At 73.7% G+C, this 18,641-nt stretch carries 19 protein-coding genes and 1 riboswitch; of the genes, 14 read left to right on the top strand and 5 right to left on the bottom strand.

The annotated features are described in order from the left end of the window. Window positions 1-58 precede the first annotated feature (58 nt). Complete coding sequence (locus tag ACWGJ2_RS25465) at window positions 59-334, top strand: hypothetical protein (RefSeq protein ID WP_453348537.1); 276 nt, start codon at window positions 59-61, stop codon at window positions 332-334. A gap of 66 nt (window positions 335-400) precedes the next feature. Here the strand turns inward: ACWGJ2_RS25465 and aroQ are convergent, their stop codons facing one another. Together aroQ and ACWGJ2_RS25455 are read right to left on the bottom strand one after the other, a co-directional pair. Then, window positions 401-877, bottom strand: coding sequence for a type II 3-dehydroquinate dehydratase (gene aroQ / locus ACWGJ2_RS25460; RefSeq protein ID WP_453348536.1), 477 nt, complete (start codon window positions 875-877; stop codon window positions 401-403). 2 nt (window positions 878-879) lie between these two features. Then, the gene (locus ACWGJ2_RS25455) at window positions 880-1,206 is read right to left on the bottom strand and encodes a hypothetical protein (RefSeq protein WP_453348535.1); all 327 of its coding nucleotides are present in this window, start codon (window positions 1,204-1,206) and stop codon (window positions 880-882) included. 206 nt (window positions 1,207-1,412) lie between these two features. Here ACWGJ2_RS25455 and ACWGJ2_RS25450 point away from each other — a divergent pair, with 206 nt between their 5' ends. Beyond that, entirely contained in the window at window positions 1,413-2,177 is a 765-nt protein-coding gene (locus tag ACWGJ2_RS25450) for an IclR family transcriptional regulator (RefSeq protein WP_453348534.1), read from the top strand. 58 nt (window positions 2,178-2,235) lie between these two features. Here the strand turns inward: ACWGJ2_RS25450 and ACWGJ2_RS25445 are convergent, their stop codons facing one another. Further along, window positions 2,236-2,673, bottom strand: coding sequence for a MarR family winged helix-turn-helix transcriptional regulator (locus tag ACWGJ2_RS25445; protein ID WP_453348533.1), 438 nt, complete (start codon window positions 2,671-2,673; stop codon window positions 2,236-2,238). A 271-nt stretch (window positions 2,674-2,944) separates the two neighbouring features. On the opposite strand from ACWGJ2_RS25445, the gene ACWGJ2_RS25440 reads away from it, so the two are divergent. The 9 genes from ACWGJ2_RS25440 to ACWGJ2_RS25400 all read left to right on the top strand — a co-directional run bounded on the left by ACWGJ2_RS25440 (window position 2,945) and on the right by ACWGJ2_RS25400 (window position 12,483). After that, complete coding sequence (locus ACWGJ2_RS25440) at window positions 2,945-3,754, top strand: CoA transferase subunit A (protein ID WP_453348532.1); 810 nt, start codon at window positions 2,945-2,947, stop codon at window positions 3,752-3,754. Then, window positions 3,754-4,422: a CoA transferase subunit B gene (locus ACWGJ2_RS25435; protein ID WP_453348531.1), complete on the top strand. Its 669-nt coding sequence runs from the start codon at window positions 3,754-3,756 to the stop codon at window positions 4,420-4,422. The genes ACWGJ2_RS25440 and ACWGJ2_RS25435 overlap by 1 nt, the downstream gene beginning before the upstream one ends. Then, a complete protein-coding gene (locus ACWGJ2_RS25430; RefSeq protein ID WP_453348530.1) occupies window positions 4,419-5,615 on the top strand; it encodes a thiolase family protein in 1,197 nt (398 codons plus the stop codon). The genes ACWGJ2_RS25435 and ACWGJ2_RS25430 overlap by 4 nt, the downstream gene beginning before the upstream one ends. Window positions 5,616-5,885: 270 nt before the next feature. Continuing rightward, window positions 5,886-6,653 carry a protocatechuate 3,4-dioxygenase subunit beta gene (gene pcaH / locus ACWGJ2_RS25425; RefSeq protein ID WP_453348529.1) on the top strand — a complete coding sequence of 256 codons (768 nt, stop codon included), beginning with the start codon at window positions 5,886-5,888 and terminating at the stop codon, window positions 6,651-6,653. After that, window positions 6,653-7,264, top strand: coding sequence for a protocatechuate 3,4-dioxygenase subunit alpha (gene pcaG / locus ACWGJ2_RS25420; protein WP_453348528.1), 612 nt, complete (start codon window positions 6,653-6,655; stop codon window positions 7,262-7,264). Before pcaH ends, pcaG begins: the two co-directional genes overlap by 1 nt. Beyond that, window positions 7,251-8,669, top strand: a complete 1,419-nt coding sequence (pcaB, locus tag ACWGJ2_RS25415) for a 3-carboxy-cis,cis-muconate cycloisomerase (RefSeq protein ID WP_453348527.1) — start codon at window positions 7,251-7,253, stop codon at window positions 8,667-8,669. Before pcaG ends, pcaB begins: the two co-directional genes overlap by 14 nt. A gap of 549 nt (window positions 8,670-9,218) precedes the next feature. Continuing rightward, window positions 9,219-10,436: a bifunctional 3-oxoadipate enol-lactonase/4-carboxymuconolactone decarboxylase PcaDC gene (gene pcaDC / locus ACWGJ2_RS25410; protein ID WP_453348526.1), complete on the top strand. Its 1,218-nt coding sequence runs from the start codon at window positions 9,219-9,221 to the stop codon at window positions 10,434-10,436. Between the two features lie 87 nt (window positions 10,437-10,523). Next, window positions 10,524-11,441, top strand: a complete 918-nt coding sequence (locus ACWGJ2_RS25405) for an oxidoreductase (RefSeq protein WP_453348525.1) — start codon at window positions 10,524-10,526, stop codon at window positions 11,439-11,441. 247 nt (window positions 11,442-11,688) lie between these two features. Further along, on the top strand, window positions 11,689-12,483 hold the full coding sequence (locus tag ACWGJ2_RS25400) for a response regulator (RefSeq protein WP_453348524.1): 795 nt from the start codon (window positions 11,689-11,691) through the stop codon (window positions 12,481-12,483). Between the two features lie 108 nt (window positions 12,484-12,591). Here the strand turns inward: ACWGJ2_RS25400 and ACWGJ2_RS25395 are convergent, their stop codons facing one another. Beyond that, a complete protein-coding gene (locus ACWGJ2_RS25395; protein ID WP_453348523.1) occupies window positions 12,592-13,206 on the bottom strand; it encodes a rhodanese-like domain-containing protein in 615 nt (204 codons plus the stop codon). A 79-nt stretch (window positions 13,207-13,285) separates the two neighbouring features. Here ACWGJ2_RS25395 and ACWGJ2_RS25390 point away from each other — a divergent pair, with 79 nt between their 5' ends. Continuing rightward, the gene (locus ACWGJ2_RS25390) at window positions 13,286-13,585 is read left to right on the top strand and encodes a metal-sensitive transcriptional regulator (RefSeq protein WP_453348522.1); all 300 of its coding nucleotides are present in this window, start codon (window positions 13,286-13,288) and stop codon (window positions 13,583-13,585) included. 84 nt (window positions 13,586-13,669) lie between these two features. On the opposite strand, the gene ACWGJ2_RS25385 is transcribed toward ACWGJ2_RS25390, so the two are convergent. Then, window positions 13,670-15,115, bottom strand: coding sequence for an MBL fold metallo-hydrolase (locus ACWGJ2_RS25385; protein WP_453348521.1), 1,446 nt, complete (start codon window positions 15,113-15,115; stop codon window positions 13,670-13,672). Window positions 15,116-15,561: 446 nt separating this feature from the next. Continuing rightward, window positions 15,562-15,747, top strand: a riboswitch (cyclic di-AMP (ydaO/yuaA leader). A gap of 114 nt (window positions 15,748-15,861) precedes the next feature. On the opposite strand from ACWGJ2_RS25385, the gene ACWGJ2_RS25380 reads away from it, so the two are divergent. Both ACWGJ2_RS25380 and ACWGJ2_RS25375 read left to right on the top strand, forming a co-directional pair. Continuing rightward, entirely contained in the window at window positions 15,862-16,911 is a 1,050-nt protein-coding gene (locus ACWGJ2_RS25380) for a transglycosylase family protein (protein WP_453348520.1), read from the top strand. A 388-nt stretch (window positions 16,912-17,299) separates the two neighbouring features. Continuing rightward, window positions 17,300-18,502, top strand: a complete 1,203-nt coding sequence (locus ACWGJ2_RS25375; protein WP_453348519.1) for an alkaline phosphatase PhoX — start codon at window positions 17,300-17,302, stop codon at window positions 18,500-18,502. Window positions 18,503-18,641: the final 139 nt, after the last annotated feature.

The raw sequence follows: 18,641 nt of genomic DNA, 5'->3' as shown, positions 1-18,641 counted from the left end.
TCAGCCGAAACCGAGCGGCGAGGGGCAGGGATCGATGATGCAGCGACCATCTGGACGGATGACCCGGGGTGCGCTCTTCGTGGCAGGTACGGCGGCAGCGCTGCTGTCCGTCACCGTGCCCGCGATGGCGAGCACGGCGCAGTACTGCGGCGCCGGACGTGGCCCGACCGCCGAGACGGCGGTCCAAGGCGCGATCGACGACGCCCAGAACTCGGCGAGCGGCAATGGCCGGTTCCAGTGCGAACTCGCGGGTGCGCCTGAGATATTCGAGATCTTCGATGACCCGAACTTCGGCCACATCTTCCGCGCCAGCGTCATCATGAACTGCGAGTGACCCCGCCGGTCGCCGTCCGCTACAGCAACCGATCCGCTACAGCAACCGAGGAGCCATCAGCACCGGCTACCGGTCACCCGCCTCCGCGATCCGGTTCAGGACCGCGCGCAGTGCCAGTTCGTAGCCGAAGACGCCGTGGCCCGCGACGAGGCCCTGGCAGACCGGTGCCGTCACCGAGGTGTGGCGGAAGGGTTCGCGGGCGTGGACGTTGGAGATGTGGATCTCGATGCAGGGGACGCCGAGGCCCGCCACGGCGTCGATGGCGTCGCGCAGTGCGTAGCTGTAGTGGGCGTAGGCGCCCGGGTTGAAGACGATGCCGCTGTCGGCGTGCCGCGCCTCGTGGATGAGGCCGACCAGCTCGCCCTCGCTGTTGGACTGCGCGCAGTGCACCTCGGCGCCCAGTTCCCCGGCCAGCGCCGCCGTCCGCTCCTCGATCTCGCGGAGCGTGGTGCTGCCGTACTGGGCGGGGTCGCGCTCGCCGAGCAGGTTCAGGTTGGGGCCGTGCAGCAGCAGGATGCGCGGGGTGCCGTGCGTCGCAGTCATCGTCAGTGGTGTCCGATTCGTCGGTCGAGGGCGAGGCGGGCCTCGTCCATGGCGAGGGCTGTGGCGAGGCGGGCCTCCTCCTCGCTCCCGTATCCGAGCGCGGAGGCGATCTCCGCCCAGTCGCGGCCCGCCGCGAGCAGCGCCCGTACGGCGGCACCCAGAGCGGTGTCGGCGGCCCGGCGCAGTTCGCCCAGCTCCGAGAGCGTACCCAACAGGTCGGGCGCGGTGCGGGCACCCGCGTCGCGGTCCTGGACGTGGTCGAGCGACCGGCCGGCGGTGACCCACCAGTCGCCGGACGTGGCAGCGGGGATTTCCGGAGTCACGGTCATGGCGTCACCCTAGTGGCGTGGACCGTCAAATGGTTCGGCTGGTCCGGCCAGCGGACCAGCCTCGCGTCCCGACGCCCCCTATGCGTTCTGGTCCGCGCACCGGACCGCACCCCATACTGTCCGCAGTTCAGGGCGCCCCCCGGACCGGTGAGCGGTCCAGGGCACAGTGCGCACGACGGAACCACGGCGAGAGGCGGGAGCGGGCAGTGAGCAGCGAGGCGGCCGGGGGGATGCGGACCGTGCAGCGGGCCATCGACGTGCTCGGGCTCTTCAGCGACCAGCGCCCCGCGCTCTCCCTGAAGGAGATCGTCAGCGGCAGTGGACTGCCCAAGACCACGGTGCTGCGCCTGCTCCAGACGCTCCGCGTCAACGGCCTGCTCTGGCTCGACGAGCACGGCCGCTACATCGCGGGCCCGGCCTTCCTGCGCTGGGCCCGCATGGCCGAGGAGGGCTGGCGGCTGCCCGCGCCCGTACGGCGCACGCTGCGGGAACTCGCCGCCGAGCAGCGGGAGACGGTGCACCTCTACGTACGCCGCGATCTGCACCGCATCTGCGTCGCCCAGGAGGAGGGCCCGCAGGCGCTGCGCCATGTCGTACGGGTCGGCGACGAGCTGCCGCTGTGGGCCGGCGGCCCCTCCAAGGTGCTGCTGACGTCCGCCGACGACGCACTGCTCGACCGGATCGCCCGCCACTCCCCGCACGGCGTCGCGCACGTGGACACCCTGCGCCGCTGGATCGCCGAAGCGCGCAGGCACGGCTACGCGGTCAGCCACGGCGAGCACGAGGAGGGCCTGTCGGCGGTGGCCGTCCCCGTGCGCGCCGCCGGCGGCAAGGTCGTCGCGGCGCTGTCGTTCGGCGGGCCCTCGCCGCGCTTCACGAAGGAGCGGCTGCCGCACTTCGTACGGGCGCTGACCGCCGCCGCCCGCACCGTCGCCGCCGACGGCCTCGGCGGCCTGCCGACGGAAGGGTGACGACGGAGGGGTGACGACGGGCCCCGTCGTCGACGCCAGGGCCGCGACGCCCCCGCCCCTACACCCGCAGATCCTCCGCCGCGCCCGCCACCCGCGCGATGAGCCGCAGCAACTGCTCCTGCTCTTCCGCTTCGAGCGGGGCGAGGAAGACCCGGTTCATCCGGGCGGTGCGGGTGACCAGCTTCTTGTGGACGCGTCTGCCCTCGGCCGTCAGCTTCAGCACGTTGCGCCGCCCGTCGAGCGGATCCCGCACCCGCTCGACCAGCTCGCGTCTGCACAGTCTGGCGACCAGATCGGCGATGGTGGAGCGGTCCAGGTGCACATGCTCGCTCAGCGTGCGCTGGTCGATGTCCGGCTTCTCCTCCAGCGCGTTGAGCACGGCGAACTGCGGCGATGTGGTCTCCTCGGAGACCATGGCCCCCCACAGCAGGCTGTGCGCCTGCTGGAGACGCCTGGCCAGATGGCCCGGGTGCGTGCTCAGATCGACCGCGGCCATGGGCTCTCCTCGCGTACTTTCGGCGTACTGGCAACCTGCTGACGGCGTTCCGGCGGCGCGTCGGCGGCGTATGGAAACAGACCCGCCCACTTGATTGGCGTGCTGACTGATTCTCCCCCGGAAAGGGAAGGAGTGTCGAGCGAAAACCCGCTACTGCGGAAGTATTGACGTGCTGACCGGGCGGTGGCAGCGTTTCGCAACGTCGAAGATTTAATCAGCACACTGAGCAGTTGGTGCCGCGGAGGCGCCCTGAAGGGAAGTGCGCGCAGCGATGGACAAGGTGGTCGCCACCGCCGCCGAGGCAGTGGCCAGCGTCAGCGACGGCGCGTCGCTCGCCGTCGGCGGCTTCGGCCTCAGCGGCGTACCGAACGTGCTCATCCAGGCCGTCTACGACTCCGGCGTGAGCGGGCTCGGCGTCGTCTCCAACAACTGCGGCGCCATGGAGTCGGGCCTCGCCGTCCTGCTGTCCGCCGGGCGCATCGCGCGCGTCACCGGCAGCTACGTCGGGGAGAACAAGGAGTTCGCGCGCCAGTACCTGTCCGGCGAGCTGGAGGTCGAGCTGATCCCCCAGGGCACGCTGGCGGAGCGGCTGCGCGCGGGCGGCTGCGGCATCCCCGCCTTCTACACCCCCGCAGGGGTCGGCACCCAGGTCGCCGAGGGCGGCCTGCCCTGGCGCTACGCCCCCGACGGCACCGTCGCGCTGGCCTCCCCGCCCAAGGAGGTGCGCGAGTTCGACGGTGCCGAGTACGTGCTGGAGCGCGGCATCCGCACCGACGTCGCCCTCGTGCGCGCGGCGAAGGGCGACCGGCACGGGAACCTCGTCTTCAACAAGTCCAGCCGCAACTTCAACCCGCTCGCCGCGATGGCCGGACGGGTCACCGTCGCCGAGGTCGAGGAGCTGGTCGAGCCGGGCGCGCTGGACCCGGACGAGGTCCATCTGCCGGGCATCTTCGTCCAGCACGTGCTCGCGCTCACCCCGGAGCAGGCGGCGGACAAGCAGATCGAGCGGCGCACGGTCTCCGCGCCTACGGCACAAGGACAACCGGCTCATGTATCGGCGCGAGGGACGGAGCGGGACTGATGGCGTGGACCAGGGACGAGATGGCCGCGCGGGCGGCGCTGGAACTGCCGGACGGCTCGTATGTGAACCTGGGCATCGGACTGCCGACGCTGATCCCCAACCACCTGCCCGACGGTGTGCACGTCGTGCTGGAGTCGGAGAACGGCATCCTCGGCGTCGGCCCGTACCCGGCGGACGACGAGGTGGACCCGGACCTGATCAACGCGGGCAAGGAGACGGTCACCGTGCTGCCCGGCGCCTCCTTCTTCGACTCCGCGCTCTCCTTCGGCATGATCCGCGGCGGCCACATCGACGCCGCCGTGCTCGGCGCCATGCAGGTCTCGGCCCGTGGTGACCTCGCCAACTGGGCCATCCCCGGCAAGATGATCAAGGGCATCGGCGGTGCGATGGACCTGGTGCACGGCGCCCGCCGCGTCGTCGCGCTGACGCAGCACACCGCGAAGGACGGCACCCCGAAGATCGTCGACGAGTGCACGCTGCCCCTCACGGGCAAGGGCTGCGTCGACCGGATCATCACCGACCTCGCGGTCCTCGACGTGACGGACGAGGGCCTCGTGCTGGTCGAGACGGCGCCGGGCGTGACGTCCGACGAGGTCGTGGCGAAGACCGGCGCACCGGTCGCCGTGCCCGGTGACGCCGACGCCGACGCCTCAGGAGGCTCCCGGTGAACGGCGCGCCTCGCGACGTCTACATCGTCGACGCCGTCCGCACCCCGGTCGGCAAGTACGGCGGCGCCCTCTCAGCCTCGCGCCCCGACGACCTCGCGGCCCACGTGCTGCGCGCCCTCGTCGACCGCACCCCGGACCTCGACCCGGCCCGCATCGACGACGTCTTCCTCGGCAACGCCAACGGCGCGGGCGAGGAGAACCGCAACGTCGCCCGCATGGCCGTCCTCCTCGCGGGCCTCCCCGTCTCCGTGCCCGGCGCGACGGTCAACCGGCTGTGCGCCTCCGGCATGGAGGCCGTCGTCCAGGCGGCACGGGCCATCGCGCTCGGCGACGCGGAGGTGGCCGTCGCCGGCGGGGTCGAGTCCATGAGCCGCGCGCCCTGGGTGCAGCCGAAGCCGGAGCGCGCCTTCCCGGCCGCCGCACCGCAACTGCACTCCACCACCCTGGGCTGGCGCATGGTCAACACGCGCATGCGCCCCGAGTGGACGGTCTCGCTGGGCGAGGGTGCCGAGCTGATCGCCGACGAGCACGGCATCACCCGCGAGCACCAGGACGCCTTCGCGCTCGCCAGCCACGAGAAGGCGGCGCGGGCATGGCGAGAGGGCCTGTACGGGCCCGAGGTCGTGCCCGTCGACGGCGTGGACCTCCCGCGCGACGAGACGATCCGCGAGGGCGGCACCCCGGAGTCCCTGGCCAAGCTGAAGCCCGTTTTCCGCGACGCGGGCTCGGGCACCGTCACCGCGGCCAACTCCTCGCCGCTCAACGACGGGGCCGCCGCGCTGCTGCTCGTCGGCGAGGAGGGCCTGCGCGCCACGGGCCGCGAGCCGCTGGCGCGGGTGCGGGCCAGCGCGGTGACCGCGCTGGAGCCGCGCATGTTCGGGCTCGGCCCCGTCGAGGCGATCACGCGGGCGCTGGCGAAGGCGGGCAGGGGCTTCGGCGAGCTGGACACGGTGGAGCTGAACGAGGCGTTCGCGGCGCAGGCGCTGGGCTGCCTCGCGGAACTCCCCGAGCTGGACCCCGCGCTCGTCAACCCGCGCGGCGGCGCCCTCGCCATCGGCCACCCGCTCGGCGCCTCCGGCGCCCGGCTCACCGGCGCCGTAGCGCACCAGCTCGCCGCCAAGGGCACGGGCGTGGGCGTCGCCTCCCTGTGCATCGGCGTCGGCCAGGGACTGGCGCTCGTCCTCGAACGGTGACACCCGGCGTGCGGCGGCGCCCGGCGCCGGGCCCGGCCACGGAGACCTCGAAGGCCATAGAGGCCACCGAGGTCACGGAGGCCACGCAACCGGGGGCGTCCGCCGACGCGCGGGGGAAGGCTCCCGCGCGGGCCTCCCCACCGCGGGGCGACCGCAGAGATCCCGCGGCCCGACCGCACGGGGCCGACGCACGACACGCACGGACAGGCGACCGGTCCTCCGCCCCCACCCCCACGCTTCTTCACTGACCACGGCAGTTCAGGAGGAGTCATGGCACTCACTCAGCACGACATCGACCGCGAGGTCGCCGGCCTGCGCGAGGCGTATGAGAAATCCCGCGCGGCGGGCGCACCCGCGGCCGACCACCCGCCCCGCGACTACGCGCCCTACCGCAGCAGCACGCTGCGCCATCCCAAGCAGCCGCTCGTCGGCGTCGCGGGCGACCCCGAGACCGTCGAGCTGCACACCCCCGTCTTCGGCCCCACCGACGTCACCGCCATCGACCACGACCTCACCCGCCAGCACCAGGGCGAGCCGCTGGGCGAGCGGATCACCGTCTCGGGGCGGCTCCTGGACAGCGGCGGGCGGCCCGTGCGCGGCCAGCTCATCGAGGTGTGGCAGGCCAACGCGTCGGGCCGCTACGCCCACCACCGCGACCAGCACCCGGCGCCCCTTGACCCGAACTTCACCGGCGTCGGACGGACACTGACCGGCGACGACGGCGGCTACAGCTTCACCACCATCAAGCCCGGCGCCTACCCGTGGCGCAACCACGACAACGCCTGGCGCCCGGCGCACATCCACTTCTCGCTGTTCGGCACGGCGTTCACCCAGCGCCTGGTGACACAGATGTACTTCCCGAACGACCCGCTGTTCGCGTACGACCCCATCCTCCAGTCCGTCACCGACGAGTCGGCACGTCAGCGGCTCGTCGCCGCCTACGACCACGGCCTGTCGCGGCCCGAGTGGTCGCTGGGCTACCGCTGGGACATCGTGCTGGACGGCCCGTCCGCCACCTGGATCGAGGAAGGCCGCTGATGACCGCCGCAGACACCCCCGCCACGCCCGCCTCCGCGCCCGGCCCCACCCCCTCCCACACGGTCGGCCCCTTCTACGGGTACGCGCTGCCCTTCCCCGACGGCGGCGACCTCGCGCCCCCCGGCCGCCCCGGCACCGTCACCGTGCACGGCCACGTCTACGACGGCGCGGGGGAGCCCGTGCCCGACGCGCTCGTCGAGCTGTGGCAGGCCGATCCCTCGGGCAGGCTGACCGGCGCGCCCGGCTCACTGCGCAGGGACCCCGTCGACGGCGGCTACCTCGGCCGCAACGGAGTGGACTTCACCGGCTTCGGCCGTATCGCCACCGACGCCGACGGGCAGTGGGCCGCACGCACGCTCGTCCCGGGCGCGCGCCCGGGGCACGCGCCGTACATCAGCGTGTGCGTCTTCGCGCGGGGACTGCTCCACCACCTGTTCACGCGGCTGTACTTCCCCGAACACGCCGAGGCGCACGCCGCCGATCCACTCCTCGCCTCGCTGGAACCGGCCCGCCGCGAGACGCTGGTGGCCGCGGCCGGGCCCCACGGCTCGTACCGCTTCGACATCCGGCTGCAAGGGGAGAAGGAGACGGTCTTCCTTGACTTCCACTGACCCGGGCGAGGGCCCGGCTCCAGGCTCCGACACAGGGCTGCTCTCGCCCGTAAGGACCGGCTCGGCCGCCGAGGCCGCAACGGGCGACCGCGCGTTCCTCCAGGCCATGCTCGACGCCGAGGCCGCGCTGACCCGCGCCCAGGCGACGCTGGGCCTGGCGCCCGAGGCCGCCGCCGAAGCGGTCACCTCGGCGGCACGCGCCGACCGCTTCGACGCCCGCGACCTGGCACTGCGCGCCCGCGCGGGCGGCAACCCGGTGATCCCACTCGTCGCCGACCTCACCGAGGCGGCGGGCACCGAGGGCGGCCCGTACGTCCACCGGGGCGCCACCAGCCAGGACATCCTCGACTCGGCCCTGATCCTGATGTCGGCACGCGCCCTGGACGGGGTGCTGCCAGAGCTGACCCGTACGGCCGAGGCGCTGCGCGCGCTGGCCGTCGAACACCGCGACACGCCGCTCCCCGGCAGGACACTGACCCAGCACGCCGTCCCGACCACCTTCGGGCTCAAGGCCGCGGGCTGGCGCAGCCTCGTGCTGGACGCGCACGACCGGCTCTCCTCCGTACGGGCCACGCTGCCCGCCCAACTCGGCGGCGCGGCGGGCACGCTGGCCGCCTTCGACGCACAGGCGGAGGCGGCGGCCCTCACGGGGGACGGCGCCGACGACACCGGACTGCGCCTGCTCGCCGCGTACGCACGCGAACTGGACCTCACCGAACCCGCCCTGCCCTGGCACACCCTGCGCACGCCCGTCGCCGACCTGGGCTCGGCGCTCGCGTTCGCCTGCGGCGCGCTCGGGAAGCTGGCCGCCGACGTGCTGGTCCTCTCGCGCACGGAGCTGGGCGAGGTCGCCGAGGGCAGCGGCGGCGGCTCGTCCGCGATGCCGCACAAGAGCAACCCCGTGCGCGCCACCCTCATCTCCGCCGCGGCCCGGCAGGCACCGGCGCTGGCCGCCACCCTCCTCCACTCCCTCGTCGCCGAGGACGAGCGGCCCGGCGGCGCCTGGCACGCCGAGTGGCAGCCCCTGCGGGAGCTGCTGCGGCTGACCGGTGGCGCGTGCCGCGACGCGGCCGAACTCGCGGAGGGCCTACGGGTCTTCCCGTACCGGATGCACGAGCACCTCGCGCTCACCGACGGGCTCATCGTCAGCGAGCGCATCGCCGCCGCGCTCGGGCCGCTGCTGGGGCGTGCGCGGGCCAAGCGGCTGCTGGCCGACGCGTCACGCAAGGCGGTGGACGAGGGGATCGCCCTGGACGAGGCCCTGGAGGAAGAGGAACCGGAACTGCGCCGCCTCCTCTCGAAGGAACGCCTCCGCGACCTCACGGACCCCACCCACTACACCGGCTCAGCCCCCACCCTCACCGACCGCGCCCTGGCCCGCACCCCGAAGCGCCTGCTCCCTTAACCAGGGGTTTCGTTGCGCGGCTGCGGGCCGGTGGGTGGGTTGTGCCCACCCTCCCCCAGCTACCGCTGGGAGGTGCCCCCTCGCCATGCGGAACGCTTGCCCACAACAGTGGGAGCGGGCCGGAGGTTGGTCACCGGGTGGGAGGGGACGTGGTGGGGTGTCCCCGCAAGTGGTGGCGACGAGTATGTACAGGCAGCCGAAAAGCCGACCCGCACTTGTCGCCGCCCGAGGAGACACCCCGGCGCGGCACCGACCCCCACCACACACCAACCCCACACGACCACCGGCCGAAACCAAGAACCACGCGGCGCCAGCCACACCGCACCGCAACCACACGCCGCGCCGAAGCCACACAGCCGCACCCGGAACACAACGCACCGCCCCACACAGCGCCCCCCACCACGTGCCGCGGCGCAGAAATCAGCGCGGGACCCTACAGTGCCCACCACACCGGCCGACCGTCCCGCGCAACACCCCCTGACAACCAGAACCCCCCGTTTCCTTCCGCACCCCGCGAAGGGGACCCGCCCCCGGAGAAGAATCGTCACCATGCCCACCCCAGCGAAGACCCCGGACCCGGCGCCGCCCCTCCTCCCCCACCACCGGCTGGACGGCCCCCCAGACGGCGCCCCCCTCATCCTCGGCCCCTCCCTCGGCACGTCGCTCGCCGTCTGGGACCCCCAGCTCCCCGCCCTGACCCGCGCCCACCGCGTGCTGCGCTGGGACCTGCCGGGCCACGGCTCGTCCCCCTCCGCGCTGCTGCCTTCCGACGGCTCCGCCACCGTCGCCCACCTGGCGGCCGCCGTGCTGCGGCTGGCGGACGCCCAGGGCTGGGACACGTTCGCGTACGCGGGCATCTCGCTCGGCGGCGCGGTCGGTCTCCACCTCGCCACGCACCACCCGGACCGCGTCGCCTCACTGACCCTGGTCTGCTCGTCGGCCAGGTTCGGCGAACCGGAGACGTGGCGCGAGCGCGCCGCCACCGTACGGGCCAAGGGCACCGAGGCCATGGTGGACACCCGCCCCGGCATCTGGTTCGCGCCGGGCTTCGAGACGACCCCGCGCGGCGCGGCGCTCGTCGAGGACCTGCGCGCGGCGGACCCGGAGGGCTACGCCGCCTGCTGCGACGCGCTCGCCGCCTTCGACCTGCGCGACCGCCTCGGCGACGTCCTCGCGCCGACCCTGGCCGTCGCGGGCCGTGAGGACCCGGCGACCCCACCGTCGCACGCGCGCGAGATCGCCGACGGCGTGCCCGGCGCGGCCCTGACCGAGATCCCCGGCGCCGCGCACCTGGCCAACACCGAGCGCCCCGAGGCCGTGACGGACGCGCTGCTCACCCACCTGGGCGGCTACGGCGACGACAGCGCGCGCCACCACGCCGGGATGGCGGTGCGCCGCGCGGTGCTGGGGGACGCGCATGTGGACCGCGCCGTCGCCGGGACGACGCCTTTCACCGCGCGCTTCCAGGATTTCATCACCCGCTACGCCTGGGGCGAGATCTGGACCGGCGAAGCGCTCGACCGCAAGCAACGGAGCTGCGTCACGCTGACGGCGCTGATCGCGCACGGGCACCACGCGGAGCTGGCCATGCACGTGCGCGCGGCCCTCACCAACGGCCTGACGCGCGAGCAGATCGGCGATGTCCTCCTCCAGAGCGCCGTCTACTGCGGTGTGCCCGCAGCGAACTCGGCCTTCGGCATCGCGCAGCGGGTGTTCGACGAGCTGGACGGCGCGGCCCCGGCACCGGGCGGCACGGACCAGGGGTGACCCTCGGAAACCCCTGGGTGTGACCCGGGGGAACCCGCCGCGTCGGCGGCCTCCCCCCGTGCAGTCGCTGCGCCTACCCTGACCCGCATGGGCTGGACGGCGCGCAGCATTCCGGATCAGAAGGGCCGCACCGTCGTCGTGACCGGTGCCAACAGCGGGCTGGGATATGTGACAGCACGGGAGTTGGCCCGGCGCGGCGCTCGGGTGGTGATGGCCTGCCGCGATGTGCGACGGGGCCAGGAGGCGCGGGGCCGGCTCCAGATGGAGGTGCCGGAGGCGGCTGCCGAGTTCAGAGAGCTGGACCTCGCCGATCTCTCCTCGGTGCGGGCCTTCACCGAGTCGCTGCCCTGCGCGCGCGTCGATCTGCTCGTCAACAACGCCGGTCTGATGGCCGTGCCGTACGCGCGCACGGCGGACGGCTTCGAGACCCAGTTCGGCGTGAACCACCTGGGCCACTTCGCGCTGACGGGGCTGCTGCTGGAGCGGCTGCTGGCCGCGCCTGGCCCGCGCGTGATCTCCGTTTCGAGCGCGATGCACGCGCTGGCCAACATCGACATAGCGGACCTGAACAGCGAGCGTCGCTACCGGCGCTGGCTCGCCTACGCGGCCTCGAAGTCCGCGAATCTGCTGTTCGTGCACGAGCTGGCCCGTCGCGCCGACCGCAAGGGCGTGCCCCTGATCGCCGCCGCCGCGCACCCGGGCTACGCGTCGACGGAGCTTCAGACCAAGGGCCCGCGTCTGGCCGGGCGGCGGGCCACGGAGCTGTTCATGCGGGCCGGTGGCGTGCTGGTGGCCACCTCGGCCGAGCAGGGCGCGTCCCCGACGCTGTACGCGGCGACCTCCCCCGAGGTGCGGGGCGACTCCTTCACGGGCCCGCGCTTCCTCGGGCTGCGGGGCGGGCCCGGCCCGTCGTGGCGCGCGCCGTGGACCCGTAACGACGTGGCGGCCGAGCGGCTGTGGGCCGCGTCGGAGCAGCTCACGGGGGTCACCTACGGGGCGCTGTGACGCGGGTGCGGCGTGCGGGAGCGTTTCTGGGACCACGGTGGCCGACGCGGTGATCGGCGCGACGGCCGACGCGGTGGCCGGATCGTTGCGCCGCCGCACGGGCGCGGGGCCCGTACGGCCCGGTGGACGGGCCCCGGGGGGCCTTGCGGGCGTGCGCTACCGTGGCCTGAAAGGCCCTGGACGGCCCCGCTCACCAGGGCCGCTGGGCCGACGGGGCCACCGGCGGCCACCGGGGAAGGAGAGGCCAGTGATCCGCGTCCTTGTCGTCGACGACGACTTCATGGTCGCCCGGCTGCACAGCACCCTGGTCGAGCGCGAGCCCGGCTTCGCCGTCGCGGGCGTGGCCCACAGCGGCGCCGAGGCGCTGACGGCCGTGCGCGAGCTGGCCCCCGATCTGGTGCTGCTCGACATCTACCTCCCGGACATCCCCGGCCTGGAGGTCCTGCGCGAGCTGCGCGGCGGCGGGGCCCCCGAGGGCGGTCCCGACGTGCTGGTCGTCACGGCCGCGCGGGACGCGGGAACGGTACGGGGCGCGCAGCGCGGCGGAGCCGTGCAGTACATCATCAAGCCCTTCGAGGGGCAGTTGCTCCAGGAGCGGCTGCGGCAGTACGCGGAGCGCCGCAAGGAGCTGGCGGCCCTGGCGGCTCCGGGCCAGGACGACGTGGACCGCCTCTTCGGCGGCGCCGGCGGTGCTGGCGGCGCGCTGGGCGCGGGCGCGACCCAGGGCCACGGCGGCGGGCGGACGCCCGCCTCGCTGCCGAAGGGGCTCACGGAGCAGACGGCGGCGCTCGTCAGGGACGCGCTCGACGCGGGCGTGGAGGGCGAGGGCGTCTCGGCCTCCGAGTGCGCCGAGCGCAGCGGGCTGTCGCGGGTGAGCGCGCGCCGCTATCTGGAGCACTTCGTGGCGACGGGCAGCGCCCGCGTCACCCTCCGCTACGGCACCACGGGCCGCCCCGAGCGCCGCTACCACCGCGAGGGCCGCCCCCCGGCCCCGGCACACGGCCCCGGCGCCCCCGGCACGGAGCGGCACGGCTCCGCCTGAGAGCCTCGCCTGAGAGCCCCTTCGAAGAACCCCGACGGAGAACTCCGCTGGAGAACCCCGCCGGAGAACTCCGCCCGGCATCGGCTACGGGCCGGGCCCGGTCGGGAGTCAGTCGGCGGTCAGCCGGGCCAGGGTCGCGTCGAGGTCCGCTGCGCGTCCGCCGCGCCTGTTGTGCGGGAGCCTGCCGAGCAGCGCGGCCATGCCGCAGGTGTCGGTGAGCGCGGAGAAGACCAGCCCGGCCCCGATCGCGGCGGAGAGCCAGCGCGCGCCCGGCAGCACGAGGTCGACGAGCAGGCCCAGCAGCACGAGGGAGCCCGCCGCCAGCCGCACCTGGCGTTCCATGGCCCAGGTCGCGCGGCCCGCCTCCGGCCTGTCCACCTCGTGGCCCTCGGCGGTCCAGGCGCTGGTGCCGCCAGTGAGGGTGGCCAGCCGGGAGGCGGCTATCCCGCCGTCGGCCAGGGCGCCGACGGCCTTGGCCGAGCGCGCCCCGGAGGCGCAGACCATGAGCAGGGGGCGCCGCCCGGCCGCGTGCCGCAGCGCGGGCAGGGCGCGGTCGAGCCGGTCGAGGGGGACGTTGTGGGCGCCGGGCAGGTGTCCGGAGGCGTACTCGCCGGGAGCGCGTACGTCGACGACGGTGAACTCGTCCAGGCGCGGGCGCGCCTGCCCGGGAGCCAGGGCGGCGGAGGACACGGCGGTGGAGGTGGAGGAGGGAGGGGTGGTCACAGGAGGGTCCTTCGTGTTCGGTGGCACCGGCTCCGCCGGGGGTACGCTATACCCCAGAGGGTATACGTGAGGAGAAGCCGTGGATCTTGAACTGGCGGCCGACGACCTGAAGACGGTCCTCAACCGGCTGCGCAGGGCACAGGGTCAGATCGCCGGGATCATCCGGATGATCGAGGAGGGCAGGGACTGCGAGGACGTGATCACACAGCTCGCGGCCGTCTCGCGCGCGCTGGACAAGGCCGGTTTCGCGATCATCGCCACCGGCCTCCAGCGCTGTCTCGCGGAGCCGGGTGCCGATGGCGAGGACGGCGCCGTCCAGGCGGCCGACCGCGAGCAGATGCGGGCCCGTCTGGAGAAGCTCTTCCTCTCCCTGGCCTGACCGGGCGCGGACCCGCGACCAGCGGCGGAGCCGGGACCGGGACCGGGACCGGCCCCGCACCCCGGCCCCGGGCTACGGCCGCCCCTACGCACCCGCACCCGTAGCCCCGTCACTCGAACCGTCGCCCGAACCGTCGCCCCGCACCCAGTCCTCGGCCCGGAAGGCGTCGTCGACGGCGACCACGTCGCGGCCCATGGCGGCCAGCATCGAGGCGGCGACGGCGGCGCGCATCCCGCTCGCGCAGTGCACCCACACCACGCCGGGCGGCACCTCGTCGGCGCGGCCGTGCACCTCGTGGACGGGGAGGTGGACCGAGCCCTCGACGTGGCCCTTCGCGCGCTCGGACGCGCGGCGCACGTCGAGCACCACGGTCCCCTCGCCGCCGTCCCGTTCCCTGGCCGCAGCCAGGTCGGCGAAGTCGGCGCGCGGGAAGGAGTGCGGGCGCTCACCCGCACGCAGCCAGGAGGACGGGCCTCCGGTCGCCGCCGCTGCCGGGCGGTCGATGCCGACGCGGGCCAGCTCGCGCTGCGCCGCCGCGATCTGCCCGGGGGTCTCGGCGAGCAGGGTGACGGGCTTGCCCCAGGGGATCAGCCAGGCGAGATACGTGGCGAGCTTGCCGTCGCCCTCGAAGTTGAACGCGCCCGCGAGGTGCCCCTCGGAGAACGCCACCCGTGAGCGCAGGTCCACCACCCACTCGCCCTCGGCCAGGCGCCGCGCGAGGTCGTGCGCGTCGGCGGTGCGGGGCGGGGTGAGGTCCAGGGGCGCCGGGCCCGAGGCGTTGGCCGGGGCCATGTGCGTGTAGTAGGCGGGCACGTCCTCCAGCCCGGCGAGCACGTCCTTGACAAAGTCGTCCACGTCGCGGGTGAGCGCGTCGTTGTGCGCGCGTTCCTCGCCGATCGTCGTGGAGTCGGCCGAGCCGTCGGAGCCCCCGGAGCCCCCGGAGCTCGTGCCGGAGCCGCCGGAGGAGCAGAAGCTGCCGAAGCCGTGGGTGGGCAGGACGCGCACATCGTCGGCCAGTTCGTCGGCCAGCCGGTGCGCCGAGGCGTGCTGGGCGCGGGCGAGCGGCTCGGTCAGCCGGGGTTCGACCAGGTCGGGGCGGCCCGTGGAACCGATGAGCAGGGAGCCGCCGGTGAAGGCCAGCACGGCGCGGCCGTTCTCCTCCAGCGCGTAGGAGGTGTGGTGCGGGGTGTGGCCCGGGGTGGCGAGGGCCCGCAGTGTCAGGCCCGCGCCGGCGTCGACCGTCGCGGTGTCGCCGTCGCGCACGGGCACGCGGGCGAAGGCGACGTGCGCCTCGGCGGGGACGAGATAGCGGGCGCCGGTGACGCGGGCCAGTTCCAGGCCGCCGCTGATGTAGTCGTTGTGCACATGGGTCTCCGCGACGAGACCGACGCGCACGCCTCTGCGTGCCGCCGCCGCGAGCACGCGGTCGATGTCGCGGGGCGGGTCCACGACGACGGCCTCCGCCGCGCCGCCCGCCAGATAGCCGCGGTTGCCCAGGCCCTCGGTCCCGATGGTGTCGACGAAGAACACGGCCGACCCTCTCCTCTCCGCTCTCCGTTCGCTCCGGTCTCCCGGACCGACTCGTTCATGTACCCCCCGGGGTATCCATCATCGACCGTAACACGGGTACCCCAGGGGGTATTCCGCACACGCCCGGCATCGCGCCGAGTGCCCCCGCGCGAGCCGGAAATGACGTGACGCGTTCCACAGGAGGTGCGTGAGGAGCGACACAGGAAGGCAAGATCGAAAGGGTTCCGGTTTTGACGCGGACGCGGCACGCGTGTTTCGAATGCCCTGCGCACAGCGTTCTCTTACGGACTTATTCGACACTCCGTACGAGAAATGCGCGGGTCCCCACATGGCTCTCCTTCCCTGGCTTTAGTTGTCCCCGCGAATTCCATCTGTTTACGGTGCATCCGCCATCGCACGTCCCATGCGGTGGCCCGTGACCGGGACGCCGAATCCTGCCGCCCGGTCAGCGGAAATCACCCGACCCAAGGGCGGCAGGAGCGGGGGAACCACAGGTAAGTGCCGCGTCGCGGAAACGCGACCGGCTTGGGGTGAAGCCCCCTCGCGCACATGCCACGGGCATGTGCACAGGTGGCCGGGCAACTCCAGCCCGAATCCGACAGCTCACCTCGCAGGCGTAGGAGAGGAACACTTCTGTGTTTGCACGCGAAAGCGTTAACCGACAGTCCAATGGCCGTAACGCGCGGCGCATTTCCCGCGTCTCGCTCGCTCTCGCCGCAGGTGGCGCGGGTATCGCCCTTCCGCTGATGGGCGCCGCGAACGCGCACGCCGCCGACGTCAGCACCTGGGACAAGGTCGCCCAGTGCGAGTCGGGCGGCGACTGGTCCATCAACACCGGAAACGGCTATTACGGCGGCGTCCAGTTCGACAAGAGCACCTGGGACGCCTACGGCGGTTCGCAGTACGCGCCGACCGCCGACAAGGCCACCAAGGACCAGCAGATAGCCATCGCCGAGAAGGTGCTCGCCAAGCAGGGTCCGGGCGCCTGGCCCAACTGCGGCCCCAAGGCCGGGCTGAGCCAGAACAGCGGCTCCCCCGACGTGAACCCCGACTCCGGTTCCGACGACTCCGCGACGAAGTCCGCGCAGCCGCAGCAGACCGAGCAGCAGAGCAAGCCCCAGGGCGGCTCGGGCTCGTACACCGTCGCGAGCGGCGACACCCTCGCCAAGATCGCCAAGTCCGAGGGCGTCGAGGGCGGCTGGAAGAAGCTGTACGAGGCCAACCGCCAGACCGTCGGCGGCGACCCGAACGTCATCATTCCGGGCCAGAAGCTGACCCTCTCCGGTTCCGCCTCCGGCTCCGGTTCCGGCGACGAGGTGAAGACGCAGCCGCAGGGCGGCGCCTCCAAGACCGCCGAGACCTCCGGCTCCGACGACGGCCAGTCCGCTTCCAGCGACTACGTCAAGCCGGTCGACGCGGGCACCAGCACCCCGTACAAGGCGTCCGGCGGCTCCTGGTCCAGCGGCAGCCACACCGGCGTCGACTTCTCCGCCTCCTCCGGCACCCCGGTGAAGTCGGTCACCTCCGGCACCGTCGTCTCGGCGGACTGGGGCGGCGCCTACGGCAACGAGGTCGTCATCAAGAACGACGACGGCAAGTACACCCAGTACGGCCACCTGACCTCCTCCTCCGTCCAGCCCGGCCAGCAGGTCGACGCCGGCGAGCAGATCGCCGTCTCCGGCTCGACCGGCAACAGCACCGGCCCGCACCTGCACTTCGAGGTCCGCACCGGTCCCGACTACGGCTCCGACATCGACCCCGTGAGCTACCTCCAGTCGCACGGTCTCTCCGTCTGAGGCGTTCCCTCCCCTACGCCCGCGACGGTCCGGAGGGCGCGGGCCACACGCGCCCTCCGGACAGCGGCAGGCGAAGCCACACCGATGCCCGGTGTCCCCTCCAGGGACGCCGGGCATCCGGCGTTCCCGGGCCTTCCCCGCCGCCCGGCCGCGCCTCCGGTTCACGGGGAGTTGTGGCGCCGGTCACGCCCGAGCGCTAGGTTCCACCCCGCCCGGACCGGACCGTCCCGTACCGGCGGTACCGGCAGCACGGGCGGTACGGGCCGCACCCGCACCCGCACCCGCACCCGCAAGGCACCAAGGCACACGCACCGCACGCACCACCGCTCTCCCCGGCGGACGCAACGCCGCCGGGCACCGCAGCACCGCAGACCCGAGTGGAGTGACCGTGGAACGTGGAGTGACCGTGGAACGCCGTGACTTCCGGCGTCGTACCTTCCTGCGCGCGGCCGTGCTCACCGGCTCGGCCGCCGTCTTCGGCGGCACGCTGTGGCGCGGCGCCGCGCACGCCGACCCGGCGCAGCCGGGCACGGGCCCGTACGGGGCACTCGGCCCCGCAGACGCGAACGGCGTCCAGTTGCCGCAGTCCTTCACGAGCAGGGTGATCGCGCGATCGGGCCAGGTGGTCTCCGGCACCTCGTACACCTGGCACCCGGCGCCCGACGGCGGCGCCTGCTTCGCCGACAGCGGCGGCGGCTGGATCTACGTCTCCAACTCCGAGGTCGCCCTCACCGGCGGCGCGAGCGCCGTGCGTTTCTCGTCCTCTGGCGCGGTGACGGGCGCGTACCGCGTGCTCAGCAACACGAGCGTGAACTGCGCGGGCGGCCGGACCCCGTGGAACACCTGGCTCTCCTGCGAGGAGATCGACCGCGGCTACGTCTACGAGACCGACCCGTGGGGCGCCGAGGCCGCCGTGCGCAGGAGCGCGATGGGCCGCTTCAAGCACGAGGCCGCTGCCGCCGATCCCGACCGCCGCGTCGTCTATCTCACCGAGGACGAGAGCGACGGCTGCCTCTACCGCTTCCGACCGGCCACGTGGGGCGACCTGTCGGCGGGCACGCTGGAGGTGCTGACCATGGGCAGCGGCACGTCGGGCCCCGTCGGCTGGGCCGCGGTGCCGAACCCGTCGCCGGGCGTCTTCGGCACCCGTACGCGGGCGCAGGTCGCGGCGGCCAAGCACTTCGACGGCGGCGAGGGCTGCTACTACGCGAACGGCACCTGCTGGTTCACGACCAAGGGCGACAACCGCGTCTGGCAGCTCGACTGCGCCGCCGACACCATCGAGCTGGCCTACGACGACAGCCTGGTGACGGGCGGCCAGGCGCCGCTGACGGGCGTCGACAACGTGACCGGCACCGCGTCCGGCGACCTCTACGTCGCGGAGGACGGCGGCAACATGGAGATCTGCGTGATCACCCCGCAGGGCGTCGTCGCCCCGTTCCTGCGCGTCACGGGGCACAGCGGCTCGGAGATCACCGGGCCGGCGTTCTCGCCCGACGGGCGCCGCCTCTACTTCTCCAGCCAGCGCGGGGCGGGCAACAGCTCGTCGGCGGGCGTGACGTTCGAGGTCACGGGCCCCTTCCGCGCCTGAAGCGCCCGCCCCGGCCGGGGGGGGGGCCCCGGGGGACACCGCCGGCCCGCCCCGCCGCAGGCCCGCCCCCCCCCCCCCGCGGCCGCCCCCCCGCATAATGATTAGCCGCGCCCCAGATGCCCCCCGAAAACTCGGGCCC

The organism is Streptomyces sp. NPDC054796, assembly GCF_053611545.1.
Note: the sequence above shows the minus strand (reverse complement) of the source record. Positions and strands in the feature narration are given on the sequence as shown.

Excerpts from the sequence above, each read along its gene's own strand:
- pcaG (WP_453348528.1), top strand. The coding sequence starts at position 6,653 with ATGACCGCCGCAGACACCCCCGCCACGCCCGCCTCCGCGCCCGGCCCC.
- ACWGJ2_RS25445 (WP_453348533.1), bottom strand. The coding sequence starts at position 2,673 with ATGGCCGCGGTCGATCTGAGCACGCACCCGGGCCATCTGGCCAGGCGT.
- ACWGJ2_RS25405 (WP_453348525.1), top strand. The coding sequence starts at position 10,524 with ATGGGCTGGACGGCGCGCAGCATTCCGGATCAGAAGGGCCGCACCGTC.
- ACWGJ2_RS25440 (WP_453348532.1), top strand. The coding sequence starts at position 2,945 with ATGGACAAGGTGGTCGCCACCGCCGCCGAGGCAGTGGCCAGCGTCAGC.
- ACWGJ2_RS25465 (WP_453348537.1), top strand. The coding sequence starts at position 59 with ATGACCCGGGGTGCGCTCTTCGTGGCAGGTACGGCGGCAGCGCTGCTG.
- aroQ (WP_453348536.1), bottom strand. The coding sequence starts at position 877 with ATGACTGCGACGCACGGCACCCCGCGCATCCTGCTGCTGCACGGCCCC.
- ACWGJ2_RS25455 (WP_453348535.1), bottom strand. The coding sequence starts at position 1,206 with ATGACCGTGACTCCGGAAATCCCCGCTGCCACGTCCGGCGACTGGTGG.
- ACWGJ2_RS25435 (WP_453348531.1), top strand. The coding sequence starts at position 3,754 with ATGGCGTGGACCAGGGACGAGATGGCCGCGCGGGCGGCGCTGGAACTG.
- pcaH (WP_453348529.1), top strand. The coding sequence starts at position 5,886 with ATGGCACTCACTCAGCACGACATCGACCGCGAGGTCGCCGGCCTGCGC.
- pcaDC (WP_453348526.1), top strand. The coding sequence starts at position 9,219 with ATGCCCACCCCAGCGAAGACCCCGGACCCGGCGCCGCCCCTCCTCCCC.
- ACWGJ2_RS25380 (WP_453348520.1), top strand. The coding sequence starts at position 15,862 with ATGGGCGCCGCGAACGCGCACGCCGCCGACGTCAGCACCTGGGACAAG.